This is a genomic window from Providencia sp. JUb39 (assembly GCF_012272845.1).
Lineage (GTDB): Bacteria > Pseudomonadota > Gammaproteobacteria > Enterobacterales > Enterobacteriaceae > Providencia > Providencia lanzhouensis.
On the sequence record NZ_JAAWXD020000001.1, the window covers coordinates 3727647 to 3749467 of the forward strand.

At 45.6% G+C, this 21821-nt stretch carries 17 protein-coding genes and 1 pseudogene; 4 read left to right on the forward strand and 14 right to left on the reverse strand.

Features of this window, described 5'->3' with window-relative positions; genetic code table 11:
* Positions 1–10 precede the first annotated feature (10 nt).
* Together HFU86_RS17290 and HFU86_RS17295 are read right to left on the reverse strand one after the other, a co-directional pair.
* A complete protein-coding gene (locus tag HFU86_RS17290) occupies positions 11–763 on the reverse strand; it encodes an ABC transporter ATP-binding protein (RefSeq protein ID WP_187129730.1) in 753 nt (250 codons plus the stop codon).
* 171 nt (positions 764–934) lie between these two features.
* On the reverse strand, positions 935–2653 hold the full coding sequence (locus HFU86_RS17295; protein WP_132496427.1) for a lysophospholipid acyltransferase family protein: 1719 nt from the start codon (positions 2651–2653) through the stop codon (positions 935–937).
* A 305-nt stretch (positions 2654–2958) separates the two neighbouring features.
* Here HFU86_RS17295 and fdhF point away from each other — a divergent pair, with 305 nt between their 5' ends.
* The gene (gene fdhF, locus HFU86_RS17300; protein WP_132496426.1) at positions 2959–5106 is read left to right on the forward strand and encodes a formate dehydrogenase subunit alpha; all 2148 of its coding nucleotides are present in this window, start codon (positions 2959–2961) and stop codon (positions 5104–5106) included.
* Positions 5107–5497: 391 nt separating this feature from the next.
* Here the strand turns inward: fdhF and HFU86_RS17305 are convergent, their stop codons facing one another.
* On the reverse strand, positions 5498–7093 hold the full coding sequence (locus tag HFU86_RS17305; protein WP_132496425.1) for a sigma 54-interacting transcriptional regulator: 1596 nt from the start codon (positions 7091–7093) through the stop codon (positions 5498–5500).
* A 510-nt stretch (positions 7094–7603) separates the two neighbouring features.
* Here HFU86_RS17305 and hydN point away from each other — a divergent pair.
* From hydN to hybG, 3 genes are read left to right on the forward strand one after another with little or no spacing between them, the layout of a single operon-like run.
* On the forward strand, positions 7604–8152 hold the full coding sequence (gene hydN / locus HFU86_RS17310) for an electron transport protein HydN (RefSeq protein WP_187129882.1): 549 nt from the start codon (positions 7604–7606) through the stop codon (positions 8150–8152).
* A 10-nt stretch (positions 8153–8162) separates the two neighbouring features.
* Positions 8163–8504 carry a hydrogenase maturation nickel metallochaperone HypA gene (gene hypA / locus HFU86_RS17315; protein WP_132496424.1) on the forward strand — a complete coding sequence of 114 codons (342 nt, stop codon included), beginning with the start codon at positions 8163–8165 and terminating at the stop codon, positions 8502–8504.
* An 18-nt stretch (positions 8505–8522) separates the two neighbouring features.
* Entirely contained in the window at positions 8523–8795 is a 273-nt protein-coding gene (hybG, locus tag HFU86_RS17320; protein WP_036949187.1) for a hydrogenase maturation factor HybG, read from the forward strand.
* Positions 8796–8929: 134 nt separating this feature from the next.
* Here the strand turns inward: hybG and HFU86_RS17325 are convergent, their stop codons facing one another.
* From HFU86_RS17325 to HFU86_RS17370, 11 genes and pseudogenes are all read right to left on the reverse strand, one after another.
* On the reverse strand, positions 8930–10723 hold the full coding sequence (locus HFU86_RS17325) for an NAD-dependent malic enzyme (protein ID WP_187129731.1): 1794 nt from the start codon (positions 10721–10723) through the stop codon (positions 8930–8932).
* Positions 10724–10764: 41 nt separating this feature from the next.
* Complete coding sequence (gene fumC / locus HFU86_RS17330) at positions 10765–12213, reverse strand: class II fumarate hydratase (RefSeq protein WP_036949184.1); 1449 nt, start codon at positions 12211–12213, stop codon at positions 10765–10767.
* 880 nt (positions 12214–13093) lie between these two features.
* The gene (hycI, locus tag HFU86_RS19820) at positions 13094–13546 is read right to left on the reverse strand and encodes a hydrogenase maturation peptidase HycI (protein WP_231138161.1); all 453 of its coding nucleotides are present in this window, start codon (positions 13544–13546) and stop codon (positions 13094–13096) included.
* Positions 13547–13681: 135 nt separating this feature from the next.
* Positions 13682–14086 (reverse strand): annotated as a pseudogene (locus tag HFU86_RS19825) (formate hydrogenlyase maturation HycH family protein); the annotation flags it as partial.
* The gene (locus tag HFU86_RS17340) at positions 14079–14861 is read right to left on the reverse strand and encodes an NADH-quinone oxidoreductase subunit B family protein (protein ID WP_036949181.1); all 783 of its coding nucleotides are present in this window, start codon (positions 14859–14861) and stop codon (positions 14079–14081) included. The gene HFU86_RS17340 and the pseudogene HFU86_RS19825, both read right to left, overlap by 8 nt.
* Positions 14858–15409, reverse strand: a complete 552-nt coding sequence (gene hyfH / locus HFU86_RS17345; protein ID WP_036949180.1) for a hydrogenase 4 subunit H — start codon at positions 15407–15409, stop codon at positions 14858–14860. The genes HFU86_RS17340 and hyfH overlap by 4 nt, the downstream gene beginning before the upstream one ends.
* A 12-nt stretch (positions 15410–15421) precedes the next feature.
* Positions 15422–17155, reverse strand: a complete 1734-nt coding sequence (locus tag HFU86_RS17350; protein WP_187129733.1) for an NADH-quinone oxidoreductase subunit C — start codon at positions 17153–17155, stop codon at positions 15422–15424.
* Between the two features lies 1 nt (position 17156).
* Entirely contained in the window at positions 17157–18737 is a 1581-nt protein-coding gene (locus tag HFU86_RS17355; RefSeq protein ID WP_154599974.1) for a hydrogenase 4 subunit F, read from the reverse strand.
* 4 nt (positions 18738–18741) lie between these two features.
* On the reverse strand, positions 18742–19392 hold the full coding sequence (gene hyfE / locus HFU86_RS17360; RefSeq protein ID WP_006658444.1) for a hydrogenase 4 membrane subunit: 651 nt from the start codon (positions 19390–19392) through the stop codon (positions 18742–18744).
* Between the two features lie 12 nt (positions 19393–19404).
* Positions 19405–20847 carry a hydrogenase 4 subunit D gene (locus HFU86_RS17365; protein WP_036949173.1) on the reverse strand — a complete coding sequence of 481 codons (1443 nt, stop codon included), beginning with the start codon at positions 20845–20847 and terminating at the stop codon, positions 19405–19407.
* A 13-nt stretch (positions 20848–20860) separates the two neighbouring features.
* Positions 20861–21811, reverse strand: coding sequence for a respiratory chain complex I subunit 1 family protein (locus HFU86_RS17370; protein ID WP_132496418.1), 951 nt, complete (start codon positions 21809–21811; stop codon positions 20861–20863).
* Between the last annotated feature and the right edge of the window lie 10 nt (positions 21812–21821).

A 21821-nucleotide genomic window follows, 5' to 3' on the forward strand; every position in this document is an offset into this window, starting at 1 on the left:
GAGTCTCTCTTCATAAGGTGGTCAAACTGTCTATTTTGCCGTTTTGCATATGGGCAATTTGATGCGCCAATGCATGGGCTTCAGCCGGATCGTGAGTGACATAAACGGCGGTAATTTCTAGTGCACGAAGTAGCTGCGCCATCTCATCACACAGAGCACAGCGCAAGGCAACATCGAGGTTAGAAAGGGGTTCATCAAACAGTAAAATTTCAGGTTCCGCGATAATGGCACGGGCTAATGCCACCCGCTGCTGCTGACCGCCAGAAAGGTCGGCAGGTTTACGCTTGGCAAACCCCGATAGTCCAACCCGCTCTAAGGCTTGGTTCACCCTATCCTCTATCGCTTGACTCGCCACTTTGCGCATACGTAAAGGAAATGCCACATTCTGAAATACGGTCATGTGCGGCCAAAGTGCATAATCTTGAAACACCATACCGAGATTGCGCTGTTCCGGCGGGACAAGTCTCTGGGAACTTGCGACCAGCTTTTCATTCAAGAAAATCTCACCTGAGCTTGGTTGTAATAACCCCGCTAACAGCTTCAATAAGGTACTTTTACCGCAGCCAGATGGGCCTAATAGCGCTAAGATAGAGCCTTTTGCGACAGTCAGATCAATCCCATCCAGCACCGTTTGATGAGCAAAAATTTGAGAGAGTTTGTGAATAGAAATCATCGGATGCTGCGAAGCGAATTGCGCATTCGCTGCGTTAGCTTTTTGAAAAGCATCCTGACTCCCATTCAATGAAGAGAGTGCGTTTAACATACACTGTTATCCTCTTTGGGACTTAATCGTTATCGAGGATGCTACGAAAGGAATGGGTCAGTGAGATGACAAATTTATGATGGAATAATGACAGGGTAAATAATACAGGCTGGATTATTAATATTATAAATAAAATAGGAAAGGATGAGTTTTCTCACCCTTTCCGTCATTTTATTCAGTCGTCGATTGCGCTTGATGGACTGCAATATAACGCTGATAACGCTGTGGTTTTAAGCGGCTTAAATCCACCAAAACCAAACCGTCGATGCAGTCGTTGAACGCAGGGTCGGTACCAAAATCAATAAACTGCACCCCACCTGGCTCACACAGCTCGGTGTACTGTTTATACAGCGTCGGAATAGAGCAGCCAATATTGCTCAGTAAGCTTTTTAGCTTCACCAAATCTTCTTGGTAATTATTACCATCAAACTGAGCTAAAACCTGTGGTAGTGACGCGGGGTAAGGCTTACGGGATTGCGCCATTGCCAACTCAGAGGAAAAATAGAGGCGATAAAATGCAATCAGTAAATCACGTGCAGCAACGGGCATGCTTCCAGAGATAGACACTGGACCAAATAGATAACGATATTGCGGATACTTCGCTAAATATGCGCCAATACCTAACCAAAGATAATCTAAGCCACGTTTGCCCCAATAGGCGGGCTGAATAAAACTGCGCCCTAACTCAATCCCTTGAGCCAAAATAGGCATCATATCTTGGTTATAGTGGAATAGGCTATTACTGTAGATCCCTTCTAATCCTTTTTTCTCTAGCTGCTGCTCCGTCGGCACAAATCGGTATGCGCCCACCACTTCTAAATCCTCTTCATCCCATAAAATAAGATGGTAATAATCGTCATCGAAGCTATCGAGATCACGGCGTCGACCAGATCCTTCTCCCACCGCACGAAATGCGATTTCCCGCAATCGTCCTAGCTCGCGTAAAATCGGCGTTCGCTCTTCTTGCTGACGCTGATAGAGGTAAATAATTTTACCATCAGGAGTCACGCCTAGTTGCTCGCAAGCCGCTAAAGCCTTTTTCAGTTCAATACGATCTTCGGGTAACGCGATTGGGGCTTCACAGGTAAACAACCCCGCTTTTCCTTTGCCTAGCAGATACACATGGCGACGAAACCGCTCTGCCAGCTCATTATCATTCGTTCGTCCGTCATACCATTGAGAAAATGGGATGCGCCCACCGATACGTAATTTGATGCGATTATTGCGCTGCTTGAACATTTCGTTCACCAGCATCAAAGCCGATAGTGGCTTATACACCAAGGATGTTGTGTAGAACAGCAGGCTGTTACGAGCTTGCACATGCACAGGAACAATCGGTGCGCGAGATTTGGCGGCTAAACGTAAAAAACCCGTGCGCCAATGGCAATCACGAATGCCTTTCGTGCTCCAGCGAGAAACTTCCCCCGCAGGGAAAACAACCAAGGCTCCTTGGTTATCAAGATGAGATTGCATACCGACGACTTGCTGGCGGTTAGTGCGGTTGCCAACATTATCGACAGGAATAAATAAACTTTGAAGTGGCTCAAGGTAACTGAGCATTTGATTGGCAACGATTTTGACATCTGGTCGAACCGTTGCGACTGCGCGTAAAATGGCAAGCCCATCAAGAGAGCCAATCGGATGATTTGCAACAAATAAAACCGGACCTTGGCTTGGGATGTTTTCTAAATCCCCGTCGCCTAATTCGCAACGGACATTCAAATCATTCATAAATTGCTCGACAAGATCGAGCCCTTTTAGATGTGGGTAATCTTCAGCAAGCTGCTGGAAATCTCTTTCATGTAGTAAACGCTTTAATAATTTCCGTTTCCAAGCGGGCAGTGTTTGCTGCGGAAAAGCACTTTCCAGTAAAGCATCAACACTAAACATAATGAAGTCCTCTCACATGCGCGTTATTGGCAAATTTAAGTCATAATAATGACGAATAAATAACCACTTTGTGACAAGATTATGAAATAAATTATGCAAGAACTATACGTCATTGTCCGAGAAACCCTCGACACTTTTGACGATTTCCTCTCCATTTAGCTTTTGTTTACTTTTCACCTAAAAATATTTTCTTTTTATTCAGTCAATTACAAATTCAATCTTCGCTAAAAAAACTGGCACAAACCCTGCATTAGCTCTCTTGAAAGAGTGGGAAACCGCTACACAAAAATAGAGGAGCAATGTTGATGGAAAAAGTCATCACCGTCTGCCCGTATTGCGCCTCAGGCTGTAAAATCAACCTGAAGGTGGAGAACGGGAAGATCATTGGCGCAGAAGGCGCAAATGGTCACACAAATGAAGGGGAGCTTTGCCTGAAAGGTTACTATGGCTGGGACTTCATTCATGACACGAAAATTTTAACGCCGCGTTTAAAAAATCCGATGATCCGCCGTCAGCGTGGTGGCAAATTAGAGGTCGTTTCTTGGGAGGAAGCCATTGAATTTGCAAGCTCCCGTTTATTAGCCATCAAAGAAAAATATGGTCCAAAAGCCATCATGACGACAGGTTCTTCCCGTGGTCCGGGTAACGAAGCTAACTTCGTGATGCAAAAATTTGTTCGTGCAGCGGTCGGTAGTAACAATATCGACTGCTGTGCTCGTGTCTGACACGGCCCTTCGGTTGCAGGTCTGCAGCGTTCGGTCGGTAATGGCGCAATGAGCAACTCAATTGTTGAAATTGAGGATACCAAATGTATTTTTGTCTTCGGTTATAACGCCGCGGACTCACACCCTATTGTCGCTCGCCGGATTTTAAAAGCGAAAGAAAAAGGGGCACAAATTATTGTCTGCGACCCGCGTTATATTGAAACCGCGCGTATTGCAGATATTCACTTGCCACTGAAAAACGGTTCAAATATCGCATTATTGAATGCGTTAGCCTACGTTATCATCGAGGAAAATCTGTATGACCATGCCTTTATCGAGGCACATACCGACAAATTCGACGAATATCGTGCATTAGTGGCGCCGTATACCCCTGAGTCGGTTGAAGAGATCACTGGCATCAAAGCTGAAGATATTCGCAGAACCGCACGGATGTACGCTAAAGCTGAAAATGCCACCATTTTATGGGGCATGGGTGTCACTCAGTTCTATCAAGGGGTGGAAACTGTTCAGTCTCTCACCAGCTTGGCATTACTCACTGGTAACCTTGGTAAGCCGCATGTGGGTGTGGGTCCTGTACGTGGTCAAAATAACGTACAAGGTGCCTGCGATATGGGGGCTTTACCGAACACGCTACCGGGCTATCAGTATGTTTCGGATAAAACGGCTCTCGATAAATTCGCCAAATTCTGGGGCATTGACGCGATGCCGGATGAAAATGGTATTCCACTGAGTGAAGTCCCTCATTTTATCGATGAAGGCATTCTGAAAGCGCACTATGTGATGGGTGAAGATCCACTACAAACGGAGCCGGATTTAGCAACGATTCGCCGCACGTTCGACAAACTTGAGCTGTTAATCGTGCAAGATATCTTTATGACCAAAACCGCGTCGATTGCAGACGTGATTTTCCCAGCAACGTCTTGGGGGGAACATGAAGGTGTCTATACGGCAGCTGACCGTGGTTTCCAACGCTTCTATAAAGCAGTTGAACCTGTGGGGGATGTGAAAACTGACTGGGAAATCATCAGTTTAATGTCAACTGCAATGGGCTACCCAATGCACTACAACAACACCAAAGAAATTTGGGATGAGCTACGTGAGCTTTGCCCGATTTATTTTGGTGCAACTTACGAGAAAATGGCGGGCTTGGCATACATTCAATGGCCATGCCGTACATTAGAAAGTGAAGGTACCGAGTACCTGTATGAAGGTGGTAATTTCGATACACCAAATGGTCGAGGTCAATTCTTTACTTGCGAATGGCGCCCACCAATCGACCAAGTCAGTACTGAGTACCCAATGGTTCTTGCCACCGTGCGTGAAGTGGGTCACTACTCTTGCCGCTCTATGACTGGTAACTGTAAAGCCCTCGCATCTCTTGCTGACGAACCCGGTTTTGTGCAAATCAATACGGCCGATGCGAAAGCCTTAGGCATTAAAGATCAGGAACTGGTTTGGGTCTGTTCACGACAAGGCAAAGTCATCACTCGCGCAAATATCAGCGACCGTCCAAATAAAGGTGCTGTATATATGACGTATCAGTGGTGGATTGGTGCTTGTAATGAACTGGTCGCTGAGAACTTAAGCCCGATAACCAAAACACCGGAATACAAATATTGTGCGGTGCGTGTTGAGCCAATTGCGGATCAACATAAAGCCGAGCATTATGTTGTTCAAGAGTATACGGGGATCAAACGTCGCTTACGTGAGGCAGCCGAAGGTTTATAGTTTATTTTGACGCTTTGCGCTGTAGGAATGCGTATATAAAGCAAACCTACAGTGCAAATTATATTAAAAGCTACCGATATTAAAAATCACCTAGCGATAATAAACGTCGCCCTTCAATAGGCGATTAAAATAAAATAATAATCGCCATTAAAAATTATTTAATAAAAAAATAACCTTCCAACAAAATAATCAACATTCTTTATTTTTACTTATTAACTTTCCTTTTTCCCTTTCCCTTTTCTTTTTTTCTGTTTTTTAACACTTATCAATCTCTAAATAATTCGCGTTGTGGCTAGGCGGCAGACGCAGCTAAGCCCTAGGAGCATACACAAGTATGTGACTAGGGTTAGTAAGGATAGCCAACAACGCCACGGCGTGAAGTATGACGAGATTACTGGAATAGGTCTTGAACATTAATGCCAAGTCTCTGCATCCTCGACAACAGCGTTGTTCTCTTTAATCCCAATCTCATAGCCGCCCCTCTCGCCCCCGCAACCACCCCATTGGTGGCTTTCAGCGCTTCAATAATGCGGTTTCGCTCTTCATCATCGCTCTCTGGCGCATCCGTCTGCATTTTCCGCTCTAATGCGCTGGGCCTATTGATAGCTTCTTTAATACGAGATGGCTTTGGGATATTTAGCTCATGCAATTGAATATTCAGCGTATTTCCACGGGTTAAAATCACGGCACGTTCAATCACATTTTCCAGTTCTCGCACATTGCCCGGCCATGGATACAAGGATAACTGCGCCAATGCATCACGAGGAATACAATCAATTTTACGGTTCATACGCTGTGCCATTTTCTTGGTGAAATAGGTCGCGAGCAGTGGAATATCTTCAGGTCGGTCACGTAATGGAGGGATCACAATCGGGAATACATTCAAACGATAATAGAGATCTTCACGGAACTCTCGGTCTTCCGTCATCGCTTTTAGGTTTCGATTGGTCGCCGCCACAAGGCGCACATCCACAGGGATAACTTTATTGCCACCAATACGTTCAATCTCACGCTCTTGTAAAACACGCAATAATTTTGGCTGTAAATCCAATGGCATATCACCAATTTCATCTAAAAACAGCGTGCTTTTATCCGCCATTTCAAAGCGACCAATATGAGTGCTCGTCGCGCCTGTAAATGCGCCTTTATCATGCCCAAACAGATCGCTTTCTAATAAACCTGTCGGAATTGCGGCACAGTTCATTTTAATCAGTGAACGTTGATGGCGATGGCTAAGCTGGTGAACGGCTCGGGCAATTAACTCCTTACCAGTGCCCGTTTCACCCAAGATGAGCACAGTGCTATCACTACGAGCCACTAAATCCACTTGTTCCAGCACTTCACGCATCGCCTGACTTTGAAAGACAATTTCACTAAAGCTATTGGTATTTTGGATCTGTTCATTGAGCCATAAATTTTCATTTTTCAGGCTATCTTTGAGGCGAGTAATTTCGCCATACGCTGCGGCATTGTCTACGGCTATCGCAAAGCGTGCCGCCACTTGTTTCAACAAAGTGCAGTTATCTTCGGTGAAAATACGGTCATCTTCATGGGATAATACCAAAACGCCCAATGGCTTATGATTGAATGCCAACGGTAACAGCAAAGTTTCCGTCATCCCTTCCGCACACAAATTTTGATACAGAGGATCTTGAGTTTGACTATCAAGCGTTAAGCGCAGCGGTTTGTTGCTCTCCAAGACTTGAGCGAGATCTGCATGCAGTTCATTTAGATGATACTGGCTTTTTTTAACGGGTTTTGAGCGTTGATAATGGCTTGAATAACAAAGATAAACCGCTGAACTGACATTATCACAAAGAGCAACGCTAATTTGGCTAATACCAAAAAATCGGTAAATTTCTCGCGAAACTTCAGCCACTAACCCATCCATTTCAAGATGAGAAAGCACTGAGTTAGTGATGTCCACAAGGATCCTGAATTGGTCACGTTCATGACGAATTTGTTCGGTGGTTTCGGATATGCTCACAAAATCTCCAATCTCGTCCTAATCCGCTGCATTGCTAAGTCATTTATTTATTTTGCTGACTAACAATAATGAGAATTAGTTAGAGTTTTAAATTTTCATTTATAAACGACTTATTTATCAATAATAAAAATAAAAAAGTTTAATACTGTGATTAATGCGATTGCTGTTTTTGATTTAATACTAATATTGTAGTCATTATTTGAAAAAATAATATCAGAGTCTGATTTAAGTTTGATCCATTCACCTATTTTAGATATTGGCTGATTTAACCCAATATCCGCTTAATATCGATTTCATGCCTCTCGTCAATAATGTCGAAAACCGTGTCGAATATGAAATTTCTATTTTTTCGTGATTATCCGATAATATCTAACCGAATGATTTTATTAAATTAATTTATTTAACGAATTTGGCACGATCCATGCTTATCTCTAGGTATTGTCAGGATAAGACGAGGCAACCGAAATAGACCGGATCCCATGCCCGTTTACGATCATTCAGGAGAATATGATGAACCGTTTCATCATTGCAGACCCAAAGAAGTGCATTGGCTGTCACACCTGTGAAGTGGCTTGTGTGGTCTCCCACCAAGAGCAAGAAACAGGGGTTGCCACCGTTGTAAAAGATGAGTTTTTTCCACGAATTCATGTGCTAAAAGGCTATACCGTCAGCACAGCAGTGGTGTGTCGCCAGTGTGAAGACGCCCCGTGTGCCAATGTTTGCCCTAATGGCGCCATCAGCCGTAAAGATGATTTCGTGTATGTAGACCAATCTAAATGCATTGGTTGCAAAACCTGTGTTATCGCTTGCCCTTACGGCACCATGGAAGTGATCAGCCGCCCAGTTGCGCAGCACACCACCGCACTCAATACCATTCCACAGTATCGTGCTGAGGCGCATAAATGCGACTTATGCCATACCCGTGAAGGTGGACCAGCTTGCGTAGAAGTCTGTCCTACAGAAGCCTTAATGATCGTCGACAGAAATAAAATGGATGAAATTATCAAGGAACGCCGTCGTCGCGCAGCCTTTGAAAATCCAGCGGATATTTTGTCTTAAGGAATGACAAATGCATGAAGTTGCCTTATGCCAAAGCGCATTTGAGATTATTGAACAGCACGCTAAACGCAACCATGCTCGGCGGGTGACGGGTGTGTGGTTAGAACTCAGCGCCGTCTCTTGCGTAGAGGAATCCGCCGTGCATTTTTGTTTCGATATTATCTGCCGTAATACCCTCGCCCAAGGTGCCGAATTACATATCATGATTTCCCCAGCACAAGCACAATGTCGAGATTGTCAGCATCAGGTACAAATAACCCAATTTGGTGAAGGATGCCCCCATTGCGGCAGCCAAAATTTAATTGTCGACAGTGCTAGCGCCATGCAAGTGAAGCAGATTGAAGTTGAATAACCCGTTTAGGAGCCAGTTATGTGTTTAGGTATTCCCGGTCAAGTGGTTGCCGTTGGTCAAACCCCCATGGATAGCGCCCAAGTGGATGTTTGTGGTGTCCAGCGTGAAGTGAATATTGCCCTCGTATGCGAAGGGGATACCGAGAGCATGGTCGGTAAATGGGTATTAGTTCACGTCGGTTTCGCCATGAGTATTCTTGATGAAAAAGAGGCTAGAGATACCTTAGAAGCGTTAATGGCAATGGAAGAAGTTGAGGAAGATGTAGGATATTTTTTGCGAGGAAACGCGTGATAGCACGTGTTTATTCCCCCCACTGCTTTTTGTATTTCGCCCCTTTTTACGCATCAAAAAAACCTGACACACTTTTGTGTCAGGTTTCATTAATTACCGTTTTACTCAATCAAACTATCAATCACACTCTGTAATTAGATAGCCTCAACTGGCACATAAACCGGCCACCAAGATTGTGTTCTCACCATTTCAACTTCAGAATCACTGGCATTAACCCCTGCTACACCTTGGCTTTTCGCCATACGTAAAACAGCAAGAGCAACGATACTTGAAGTGATACGTAAATCTTCATTCGATGGTAATAACGATGCACCTTCTGAGCCTAATGTTGCTTGGCTTGCCACGGCTTGAACTGCGGCAAAAATCATTTCATCGGTAATTTTAGTGGCTTTAGACACGATAGCACCGAAGCCTAGTCCCGGATAAAGCGCAGCGTTATTTGCCTGACCGATTTTGTAGCAAACACCGTTATACATCACATCATCAAATGGCGCGCCCGTTGCCACAAACACTTTACCTTCAGTCCATTCAATTAAATGCTGTGGTGTTGCTTCATGCAGTAATGTTGGGTTTGATAATGGGAAAATAATTGGGCGTTCAACGTGGCTTGCCATGCTGCGAACGATATCTTGAGTGAAAGCACCCGGAGTGGTTGATGTACCAATTAAAATTGTTGGTTTTACATTCTCGACAACCGTTGCTAAATCAATAATACCTTTAGCTTTATTCTGTTTCGCAAGGATATCCGCCATATCCGGCCAGCGGGTTTGTGCTTCAACAGAAACATCAACAATCTTTCTTGGATAATTGGCAACATCTTGGCTGTTTTTCGCATAATCTTTTTGGAAATACAGTAAGCTGTCGGCCATATCGGTTGTCAGTAGTCCCGGCAAGTCAATTAACCAAATGCGAGAAATGGCTTCTTCACGAGACAGGCCACTGCGGATCATTTGGTCACGAATTTGGTCTGCAATACCACAACCCGCCGTTCCTGCACCAAAGATAACCACTTTTTGCTCAGTCCAAGGCGTTTTACTTAATTTCACCGCATTCAATAAGCCTGACAATACAATGGCACCCGTCCCTTGCACATCATCGTTAAATGTCGCGAAATTCGCTCTGTATTTATCCAAAATGCGACGCGCATTTGTTGAACCAAAATCTTCCCAGTGCATCACTGCATTTGGAAATAGCTTTCTTGCCGCTTTGACATAAGCATCAACAAAATCGTCATAGACTTTGCCTTGAATACGCTCATGACGATTACCCACATAAGATGGATCATTTAACAGTTTTTCATTGTTAGTCCCGACATCGAGAACAACAGGAATAACACTGTGAGGATCTACGCCCGCAGCGGCAGTATAAACAGCCAGCTTACCGACTGAAATATCGATACCATTAGAACCCCAGTCTCCGATACCTAAGATTTCTTCTGCGTCAGTGGTCACGATCAATCGAATATCACCACCTTCAGCACCGAATGCACGCAGCTTTTCTTCGATTAATTCAGGTTCATTAATACTGAGGAAGATCCCGCGAGGACGAGTAATAATCTCGCTATAGTTTTCAATAGCATCGCCGACAACTGGGTCATAAACAACTGGCAGCATTTCCAGCATATGACGTTGTAATAATGCATAGAACAATGTCACGTTATTATCGTGCAAACGCCACATGTAAATATGTTTATCTAAATCAGAATGGCATCCACGGTAAGCGTGATAAGCACGGTTTAATTGTGTTTCCATATCCTCAGTTACAACAGGAGGAAGAATACCATTTAAGTCCAGCGCTTTTCGTTCTTCTTCAGTAAAAGCCGTTCCTTTATTTAATGATGGATCGCGTAATACTTCATATCCTCTTGCGGTGGTTTTAATTTTACGGATGTTATTTTCCACAACAACTTTAGCTTGTCGATTATACATAATTAATACCTTTTAATTTAAATATTATAATTCAGAGAAAACTACGCGCCAGATAGACCATTTCCTGTCATATCAATCGGATTGACATATTTATTAAAATCTTCTTCACTTATTTTTCCAGAAGCGATTGCAGATTCTTTCAATGTGATATTTTTCGCTATTGCATTTTCAGCAATATGCGCTGCATTTTGATAACCAATAATTGGGGATAATGCCGTCACTAGCATGACACTATTGTCCACATACTCGGTTATTTTCGTATTATTTAATTCAGTGCCTTCGACTGAATATTCCATAAATTTACGACAGCCGTCAGAAATAATGCGAATGGAATGCAGGAGATTATTAATAATTACCGGTCTCATCGCATTTAATTCAAAATTACCTTGGCTACCTGATATCGCAATCGCCGCATCATTCCCCATAACCTGAATACCAATCATGACCATCGCTTCACATTGGGTTGGGTTGACCTTGCCGGGCATGATAGATGAACCAGGTTCATTAGATGGCAATATTAATTCGCTGAAACCACAACGGGGGCCCGAAGCTAACCAGCGCATATCATTCGCAATTTTGATCAGTGCCACTGCCAGTCCGCGAATAGCCGCATGTGTGCGAACTAATGCATCAAGAGAGCCTTGAGCGGTAAATTTGTTGGGTGCTGTAATAAACGGTTTTTGAGTTAATTCCGCTATCTTATCTGCGACATCTTTTGAAAAGCCTTTTGGCGCGTTTAATCCTGTACCAACAGCCGTGCCGCCAACAGCAAGTTTATAAAGATCTTGCTGACTACGTTTAATGTCATCTAGCGCATCGCGTAATTGACCCGCCCAACCGTGCCACTCTTGTCCCACGGTTAAAGGCACTGCATCTTCGAGGTGGGTACGACCGATCTTAACGACAGTCATCCACGAATCAGCTTTCTTTTCAATAAGTTGAATTAAATCTTCAATGCTCGGAATTAATTGTTCATCAAGCGCAAAAATAGCGGCGATGTGCATTGCAGTAGGGAATGTATCATTAGAAGACTGACCCATGTTGACATCATCATTGGGCCCAACGGGTAATTGTGTTCCTAATGAGCCACCGAGTAATTGAATAGCTCGGTTAGAAATAACTTCATTCACATTCATATTAGATTGTGTGCCAGAGCCTGTCTGCCATACATAAAGCGGATAATGCTCATCCAATTGACCATGAATAGTTTCATCAGCAGCGATAACGATCGCCTCTTTTTTCCATTCAGCTAATCGACCTGCTTCGCAGTTAACCAACGCACAAGCTTTTTTTACATAGCCATACGCGTGGTAAACCGATTTTGGCATTAAATCATCGCCAATATTAAAGTGCTGTAATGAACGTTGAGTTTGTGCCCCCCAATAACGATTTGCAGGAACATTTACTTTTCCCATGCTATCGAATTCTTCACGGGTGCCTGTTTCATTAATACCAATAGGGATGCTCTTATTTAGAATATAATCTGTCATTACAATAACTCCATTTTAAATATAAAACATATGAGCAATTCCTATACTAAGTTAAAAGAATTAATTAAACATCAAATACCAAACATACGCTTAAATAAGACATTAAAGATATCAAGATAACAAAAAGGCAGTTTAAAATATAAAAAATAAATTACCTGCCAATTTTTTATAAAAAATAATTATCGCAAACAGACTGTCTATTTCATCCAAAAATCATATAAAGACTAAAGTTTCAAAATAGCATTAAAAACAATATAATGTATTATCAATCTTATCTTTTAATGATAATTAAAATAAATCGAATAATTTAATTATATTAAGAATATCGTTAAATCACTGACATAAAAATAAATAACTCATGTATTGAGTTAAATATTGAAATTAAATAAAATTGAATTACAAAATAAACCAACAGAACAAAAATAACCACTGAAATATAAATGAAATAATATTATTTAATATAAATTAAATTATAGAAAAAAGCTAAAAACATGTTATTCATTTAAAATACAAGGTGATATACCCACTGGGTTTCTCTTTAGCTTAATACGTATTAATTCAAAAAAAATCATCCTTAATTATGCTTATGCAAAAATAAAGATCATCACAACTCAACAATACTGAAGAGAAGCACTTTATAATAGTGATAATACCCGCCTTAGTTAGTCATTGAATCGAGATTCACGCACAAAACGAGTGACGAGTTTAATATTCATATCGATGCCATATTAAACACTGGATTTACGCAATTTTGGAGGAATAACCAAGTTTGCAGGGTGGGAAGTAGTGCTTTTCAGTAAAAACCGCACTGCATCCCTGTAGCGCGGTCTATTTATTCCCTTAACATTCTATCCTTCAATCAAAGGCTTCCAGTTTATCGTTACTCACCCTCAAATAACCGGAATCCCCCTAATCCTTCCCATGTTGGTAAGGCTTGATAAACTTGCTCGACGGCGGCAACCACTTTGTCATTCATCGGCATATAAAAACCTACTAAATCGGGCTGAATGCCTAAGAAAATAATTTCTCCAACATCCTCTTTTAACTGGTCGATAAGAAAATTCAGCGGCAGGTTATGGGTGCTCATAATAAACATTTCAGCGATATCATCGGGGTCGATAACCCGGATCTCACCGGGTGCTAAACCAATATCCGCAGCATCCACAATTAATAAACGCTGAGGTTTTAACGCTCGCACTTGGTGAGAAACACTTTCAGGACTGCTGCCACCGTTAATTGCCACCCAGCCATCAATCGGGGTTTGCTGCATCAGGTCGAACAGCATTGGGCCTGCGCCATCATCCCCCATCATGCTATTGCCCACCGCCAGCATTAAATTTCGCACGGGTGATGGATTTTCTGAAGGCAATAAATTTTCAGCTGAAGATTCGGTTGCCATAGAAAAGGAAGGCTGAGTTTGTCGGGCAACATCGCTCATTGGCTGCCTTTTCGCTATCTGCCTTTTCACTATCAAATAAATGGCTGGCTCCCTCTCAATTTCGCCGAGCAATCGAATCAGTGTGGCGCTCCATGCCTGATAGGGCGAGTTACTGTCTTTAGCGAAACCATCTAATGCTAACGCCAGCATATTGGTATGAGTGGAATCGATATTAATCTCGCCAAAGGTGATCAAGCCCTGCAATTTGCGACGCGCCTCCCCTTCAGGAAGCGCATTCACCCATGCTTGGAAGCCATCTAACGGACACTCTAACTCGGTTTTAAGGCAGTCAATCATCCCAACATGGTGACCAATTGCCAATGAGTAATACATGACTTGCTGCGCGTCTTCAGGCACGTCATCGTCACTGTCGACAAACTTCTGGCGCAGTGACCAGAAAATCACTTTCCCCGTTTCAGTCGCTGACTCACTCATTGATGCCCCCTTGTTGCAACACGGTCACGAGGCGGTTCACAATCTCACGCAGGCGTGGGTCTTGCTCCTCGTCCATCCATGTTTGCATCGTGGCTTTCACTTGGCTTGGTGTCGCCCCATCGAGCAGGGTCAGGAAGCGATCACTGATTTCTCGACCTTGGTAATACCCTGCTTGGCGGCGCGCTTCACGCTCGATCATCACGCGAGTGGCTAGAGGAATTGATGGCAGTAAAAGCTCCACTTTTTCCCCGTCGGCTTCACGGTGATCTTGCCCAACCAATTTTTGATTCAATAACCCTAATGCCACTGCGAAACCGTAAATCGTGGCAGCTGGCGTTGGCGGGCAACCTGGGATCCACACATCAATCGGCACGATGTGTTCGCTGCCGCCCCAGACACAATACAGGTCGTGGAAGATCCCTCCACCACAACCACAAGCCCCATAAGAGATACAGATTTTTGGATCCGGCGCAGATTCATACGCACGCAGTGCAGGCATGCGCATCGCACGGGTAACCGCCCCTGTGAACAATAAAATATCTGCATGGCGCGGAGACGCTACCACTTTGATCCCGAAACGTTCCGCATCGAAAACGGGGGTGATTGCCGAGAAAATTTCGATTTCACATCCGTTACAACCGCCACAGTCCACGCGATACACATAGGCTGAACGCTTAATATCTTTCAGCAGCGTGCTTTTCAGTTTTGCGACCTGCTCATCGAGCACAATCGGCTGGCTAACGTGATGGTTTACGGGGATATTTGGCAGACTCATGATTTATCTCCCTGAATATGCAAACGAAAGTTCTGACGATCATTATTCAATAAATTGTTTTTTTGTTTACAGGATGGGCAAGTTTCATACATTGGGCGAAGGGCTTCAATACCGCCTTCCTCAATCCCCGATGCCACCATCAGCGCCATGGCATACTCCACCGATTTTTTCGGGGCGAATGCTTCGCCACACTGGCGACAATGTTGCAGGCGGAACGTCCCTTTCATGTACAAATCCGCTTTGTTCATTACCGCGGTTTCAAACTCTTCCGTTAAGTGAATGGCGCGAGTCGGACAAACTTCTTCACAGCGCGCACAATAAATACAGCGACCTAAAAACAGCTGCCAGCGGCGTTCACCACTTTCTAAGTCTGTTTCCATGGTTAATGCATTGGCTGGGCAAGCGGAAATACAAGCGCCACACGCAATACATTGCTGCGGGTCGTATTCCGGTTTTCCTCTAAATCCGTGAGCCACTTCCAGCGGTTTGAACGGGTATTTCACCGTTGCGGTACCCGCATTACGAAGGGTTTTGAAAAGTTTAAACATGGTGTCCCTCCGTTATTTCATAATCGAATGTTTGCGCTCGATACTGTGCTGTTCGAGCTCTTTGTATTCCACGGTTTTCGCTTTGCGTTTTTTCACATCCACCAGCGTCACGCGGTCAGTACAGGAGTAGCAAGGATCGAGGCTACCGATAATCAATGGCGCATCAGAAACGGTATTGCCTTGCAGCATATAACGCAGCACTGGCCAGTTCGCGTAAGTGGCGGCACGACAGCGCCAGCGATACAGTTTTTGGTTATCACCGAGCATGCTCCAGTGAACATCTTCACCTCGCGGCGCTTCGGTATAACCCAGCGCAAATTTATGAGGCTGATAGGTAAAGCCTTCAGTCAGAATTGGGCCTTCCGGCATATTGTCGAGGGCATATTCAATCATCGACAGGGAGTCCAATGTCTCTTTAATGCGTACCATCACGCGGGAATAAACATCGCAACCATCTAAGGTGAATAACGTTTTTGGTAAATTGCCATAATCCGCAAATGGGTGGTCAAAACGCACATCGCGCTTGAAGCCGCTGGCACGGATCATCGGTCCTACTGGGCTGTAATCACGGGCAACTTGTGGATCAAGACGACCGACACCAACGGTACGCTGCTCCATATTTGGTGTGCTCAGCAGCATATCCACCAGCTGAGTCACATCTTGGCGCATCTCTTTGACCAACTGAATGGTTTTCACGCGCTGCTCTTTTAAGAAGTCACGACGAACCCCACCAATTAAGTTGGTACCGTAAGTTTTACGGGCGCCTGTCAGTAATTCCGCCATGGTCATGGATTTTTCACGGACACGGAAAAACTGCATGAAACCAGTATCAAAACCGGTGAAATGGCTCGCTAAACCGATATTCAGCAAGTGGCTGTGTAAACGTTCCACTTCCAGTAACACACTACGAATAGTATGAGCGCGCTGAGGGACATAAATACCTAATGCGTTCTCAACTGAGGTGGTGTACGCCACGCTGTGGGTGAAGCCGCAAATACCACATACGCGGTCAGATAAGAAAGTGACTTCGTTGTAGCCCATGCGGGTTTCAGCCAATTTTTCCATTCCGCGATGCACGTAGAACATACGGTAATCCGCATCTACAATGCGTTCGCCATCCACAAACAGGCGGAAGTGCCCCGGTTCATCGGAAGTGATATGCAGCGGACCAATTGGTACGATGCGGCTTTGAGTTTTGCTGTCGTTGATAAACTCGTAGGTTTCTGTGTCGGTGGTTGGCGCAGGGCGCTGACGGTAATCCATGGTGTCTTTGCGCAGCGGATACAGGTCTTCCGGCCAATCATCCGGCAGCACTAAACGACGCTCATCCGGCAAGCCCACGGGGCGTAAGCCGTACATATCACGAATTTCACGTTCTCCCCACACCGCCGCAGGCACCCGCGGCGTAACCGATGGGAACTCTTGAGTGATTGGGCTGACATAGGCTTTCACCGTCACCCAACATTTTTCCCCCTCTTCCATCGACAGTGCGTAATAAACCGCAAACTGCCCATTTAGAGGACGCTCATCGTTCCCCCACAACACCGGCAACCAACCGCCGCAGCCGTAATAGAGGAATTCCACCACTTCTGGCAGCATCTCGGTTTTGACGGTAATGGTGACTTGGTTGGCAGTTTGCCACTCCTCTTCCAGCATGGCATGAGGAAATTTCTCGCGCACTTTTGCCAGATAGCCCGCGCCTTTGCGAACGCCCTGAAGGGTATCTGTATAATTCTGATAGCTCACGTTATTTCTCCTGCGATGAAGGTTCGGAGGTGCTTGCACCCCACGGCCATTGGTAATTTAAGGTGGTAATTTGGTGGTCAACTGTCGCGCTGTCTTTGAGCACGATCGTCGCGGCATTTTCCAGTAAGCGACTGACAGGCTGAGGAATATACGTCCCCATCACCAGCATCAGTACAATCAAAATCGCCATCGGTAATGTGGTTAAAATGCCCAGTTCACCACGCGCTACGCACTCTGGTTGTTCGCCAAATAGGGTTTTGGAGATCATGCGGATCAACCCGCCCAGCACCACCGTAATTAAGATCAGCACCAGCAAGGTTAGCCAGAAATGGTTAGCGACCAGCCCCGCCACCACAATCATAAATTCACTTAAAAAGACGTTGAATGGCGGCATACCGCCCAGTGCTAATGCACCACCCGCAAACACCACCGCGGTAAATGGCATAGTGCGCAGTAACCCTTTCACCACCGTAATATCGCGAGTGCCATATTTCAGTAAAACGTTACCGGAGCCGCAGAACAGCAAGGTTTTACCCAAACTGTGGTTTAAGGTATGCAGCAACGCAGCCAGTACACCCAAAGGTCCACCGATACCTAATGCCACCGCGATCAATCCCATGTTTTCCACACTGGAGTACGCCAGCAAACGTTTCATATCTTTTTGTACCAAGATAAAGAACGCCGCCACCGCCACGGACATTAATCCAAATACCAGCAGTAAGGTTTGCGTAAATTCGCCACCAATTGATGAGGTCACAATGATGTAGTAACGGATGATAATCAGCAGTGCGCAATTCAGTAGCACCGCAGACAGCAGCGCCGACGTTGGGCTTGGTGCTTCACTGTGCGCATCCGGCAACCATGCGTGCATTGGGAACAGACCCGTTTTGGTACCAAAACCGATTAACACAAATACAAAGGCAAGGTGCATCAGGGTTGGATCGAGAAGGTCGGTATATTTCAGGACTTCCGTCCAGAAGATAGCCATTTCAGGATCCGGCATGACGTTCACCGCATTGGCATACACTAAAATGGTACCGAACAGACCGAACGCCACACCCACGCTACAGATAATGATGTATTTCCACGCGGCTTCCAGCGAAGAGCGCTGACCGTAAATGCCCACCAAAAATGCAGAGCTTAAGGTGGTCGCTTCTACCGCTGCCCACATTAAAATCAGGTTATTACTGGTGATCACCAACAGCATTGTGAACAGGAACAAGTGGAAGAAACCGTAATAGTTACATAAGGTTCCAACACTGATTTCCCCTTCATGCACTTCATGGTTCATATAACCGATAGAGTACAAGCCAGTCAGGAAACCGACGATCCCCAAGATAGCGAGGAATAACCCTGCGAGGCTATCAAGGTGGATCCAGTGACCTGCCATCAGCAAGTCACCGACTTTATCTATCGTACCAACCATCCAGAGCGATAACACAAGTAATACCGTGATCCCAATAGCATGGATCAAGGTGACGGGGATTTTTGCCCCGTTACCCATTAAGCGGCAGGCGAACGCCAACAGTGAAATCACCAGCGGAGTTGCCATCAATAAGGTTAATAACATTGTTTGACTCATCTCATCACCCCTTCAGCGCGGTCAGTTGATCCACGTTCAGTGTGTTGAGCGTGCGATAAATTTTACGAGCCAATACCGCCATAATGATCACCGCAAATATGGCGTCTGTGGCGATACCAATTTCCACCAGCTCAGGGGCTTTATACGCCAGTAACGCGAGGGTTAGGTGGGAGCCATTTTCCATGAGGCAGTAACCAAAGGCTTGCTTGAGAATATTGCGTTGAGTCACTATACACAGCAGCCCCAACATAAAATGCCCAAGAGAAACCGCTAATGCAGGTTTTAAATCCGCCGCCAACGGCAATTTAATTGGCTCGACCACAAACCAGCACAGCACCACAATCACCGCTGCTGCTAACATCAACCAAGCTGGGCTAATCACCCCGCCGTTCGCGGTTGGGTCAGACAATTTTCGGAAGGCGTAGCCCATAATCAGCGGAACCAAAACCACTTTGGTGGCAAACGCGGTACCTGCCCACATTGCCAATTCAGGTGCATTTAAGGTGTAAGAAAGCGTGCCGAAAATCGCCACTAACACCAGCGACTGCAACGCATAAAACCAACAAGAGACCACCGGCTTTTTCGCGCCGATCACCAGCAGAGACGTGATCATCATCAGCCCTGCTAAATTATTTACAATCATTGAACCAGTCATACTTTCTCTCCCTTAACCGAGCCAGATGACGGCAATAACACTAGAACAGAAGGACATCACGATCAGTAAGCCGATAACCCACTGCATTGCCCAAGGAACTGCGCTGCCGTTTGCCACTTCTTCGCTAGGTTCACCCGGAACCACTTTGCCGAACCAGTACAGTAACCATGCAAAGCTCGCGACAGATTCAATCAGTACCAACACCATAATTGGCGTTAATACCCAGAACTGTTCCGACAGCGCGAAGCCCGCTGCAAAGATAGGGAATTTACTGAAGAAGCCATTCAATGGTGGAACACCTGCGATGGCGAGTGCCGCCACACAGAAGCCCACACCGAGCAATGGATAGCGTTTTGCTAAACCACGTAAGCGCGGCAGCATACGGGTACCGCAGCTATAACTCAGCGCACCTGCCACTAAGAAGAACAGGCTTTTCGCAAAAGCGTGGTTGAAGATATACGCGATACCGCCATCGAAGGCTTCTTTGGAACCGAAAACGGATAAGGATAAAGCGAGGAAGATATACGCCAGCTGCGTGATGGTTGACCATGCCAGCAGACGTTTCATATCTTTCTGCGGCAGGTACATCATAAAGCCATACACCAACGTAATGACCGCCATCACGACACCCACCCAGCCAATGATTTCTGGCACATGGGTAGAAGACATCAAGCCACGGGCAAAGATATACACACCCACTTTCACCATGGAGGCGGCGTGTAAGTAAGCACTAACTGGGGTTGGGGCTTCCATCGCATCGGGTAGCCAGGCTTGCAGTGGTAACTGGGCTGATTTACCCCATGCTGCAAACAAAATACCGCCGAACACGATCAGGCTTTGAGATTCACTCAAACGGTCAATGGCGCTCAAGGCAAAGGTACCCGTACTGATAAACAGGGTTGCTGCCGCCATGTATAAGCCGAGTGAGCCCACATGGGTAATCAGCAAAGCTTTCATCGCTGAACGCTGGGATTTTTCAGTTTGGTAGTAACCAATGAGCGCCCAAGAACATCCACCGGTAATTTCGAAGAACACTAACTGCCCTAAGATAGTGGAAGAGAGCACAACCCCTGCCATCGCACCGATAAAGATCAGTAAGAAAGCGTAGTAGCGACGAGTGGGTCCATGAGCGTGCTCACGGTTTCCTTCAGTGAGATACCCCGTTGAGTAGAGGCAAATCAAGAAGCCGAGGAACACGACCGCAAACGCAATCAGCGTGCTCACTCCATCAACAGTAAAACCGAACAGCGCGACATCACCCGTCTGAATTAACTCCAGTGTGGTGGCGACCTTACCGCCGTCTAAATAGAGCCAGCCTAGTGCCGCTGTTCCCAAAGAGGCCAGCAACGCCACTAAGGTACTTAGCCACGGTGCTAGACGGGTGGGTAGCACACTGACCAGCAACGCCCCGATGAACGGGATTATCAAGGTTGCTAGTGCAATATTCTCTAACATGCTTCGTCGCTCCTTATAGACCGGTGAGGTAGAAGACGAATCCGAGTGCCGCAACACCGAATCCTAACCAAGTCACATGGTGCGTTAATAAGAAACGACCACGAGCCAGACTGTTTTCGACCAGCGACGCCAGCACGAAAATCACCAGTAATTTCACTAGCAGTAATCCCATCGCTAACAATACGCCGCCAACGGTAAAGACACTGGCATTGCCGAATGGGAAGAAAATCGACAGGAACAGAACCGCAACGACCACTTGTTTCAGACCAATGCCCAGTTTCACCATCGCGAATCCTGAACCGGAGTATTCGGTTAATGGACCTTCTTGCAATTCTTGCTCCGCTTCTGCCACGTCGAATGGGATTTTGCCCATCTCAATAAATGTCGCGAATCCGCAAGCGAGTAGCGCTAATAACGTGGCAGTTGGAGACACCCAGCCTTCACTCATCGTGGCGCTGATGGTGCCAATATTGGTAGAGCCAGCAATCAGAGCCACAACTAGCAAGCCGAGGAATAACGTCGGTTCCACTAGTACGCCAAGTGTCAGTTCACGGCTCGCACCGATACCCGCAAATGGGCTGCCGGTATCGAGACCGGAAAGTGAGAAGAAAAAGCGGAATAACGCGAAGATATACAGCACGATAATGATGTCGGCTGCGCCACTAAACAGTGACGTGTTCGTGACCACTGGCAATGCCATCGCTAGCAGCAACATGCTGCTCAGCAGCACATACGGCATGATGCGAAAGATAATGCCAGAGTCGCGCGGCGCCACAGATTGGCGAGTCATCAATTTGATGATGTCGCGGTAATCTTGCCAAATTCCGGGACCTTGGCGAGAGTGCATTTTGGCGCGAATTTGACGAGAGATCCCCGTGAACAGCGGCGTCAGCAGCAGTAAAACCACGGCTTGAACGACGGCGAAGATCCCTGTCATCAATGTGGGTGTTTCTTGAATCGACATGGTTTCTCTC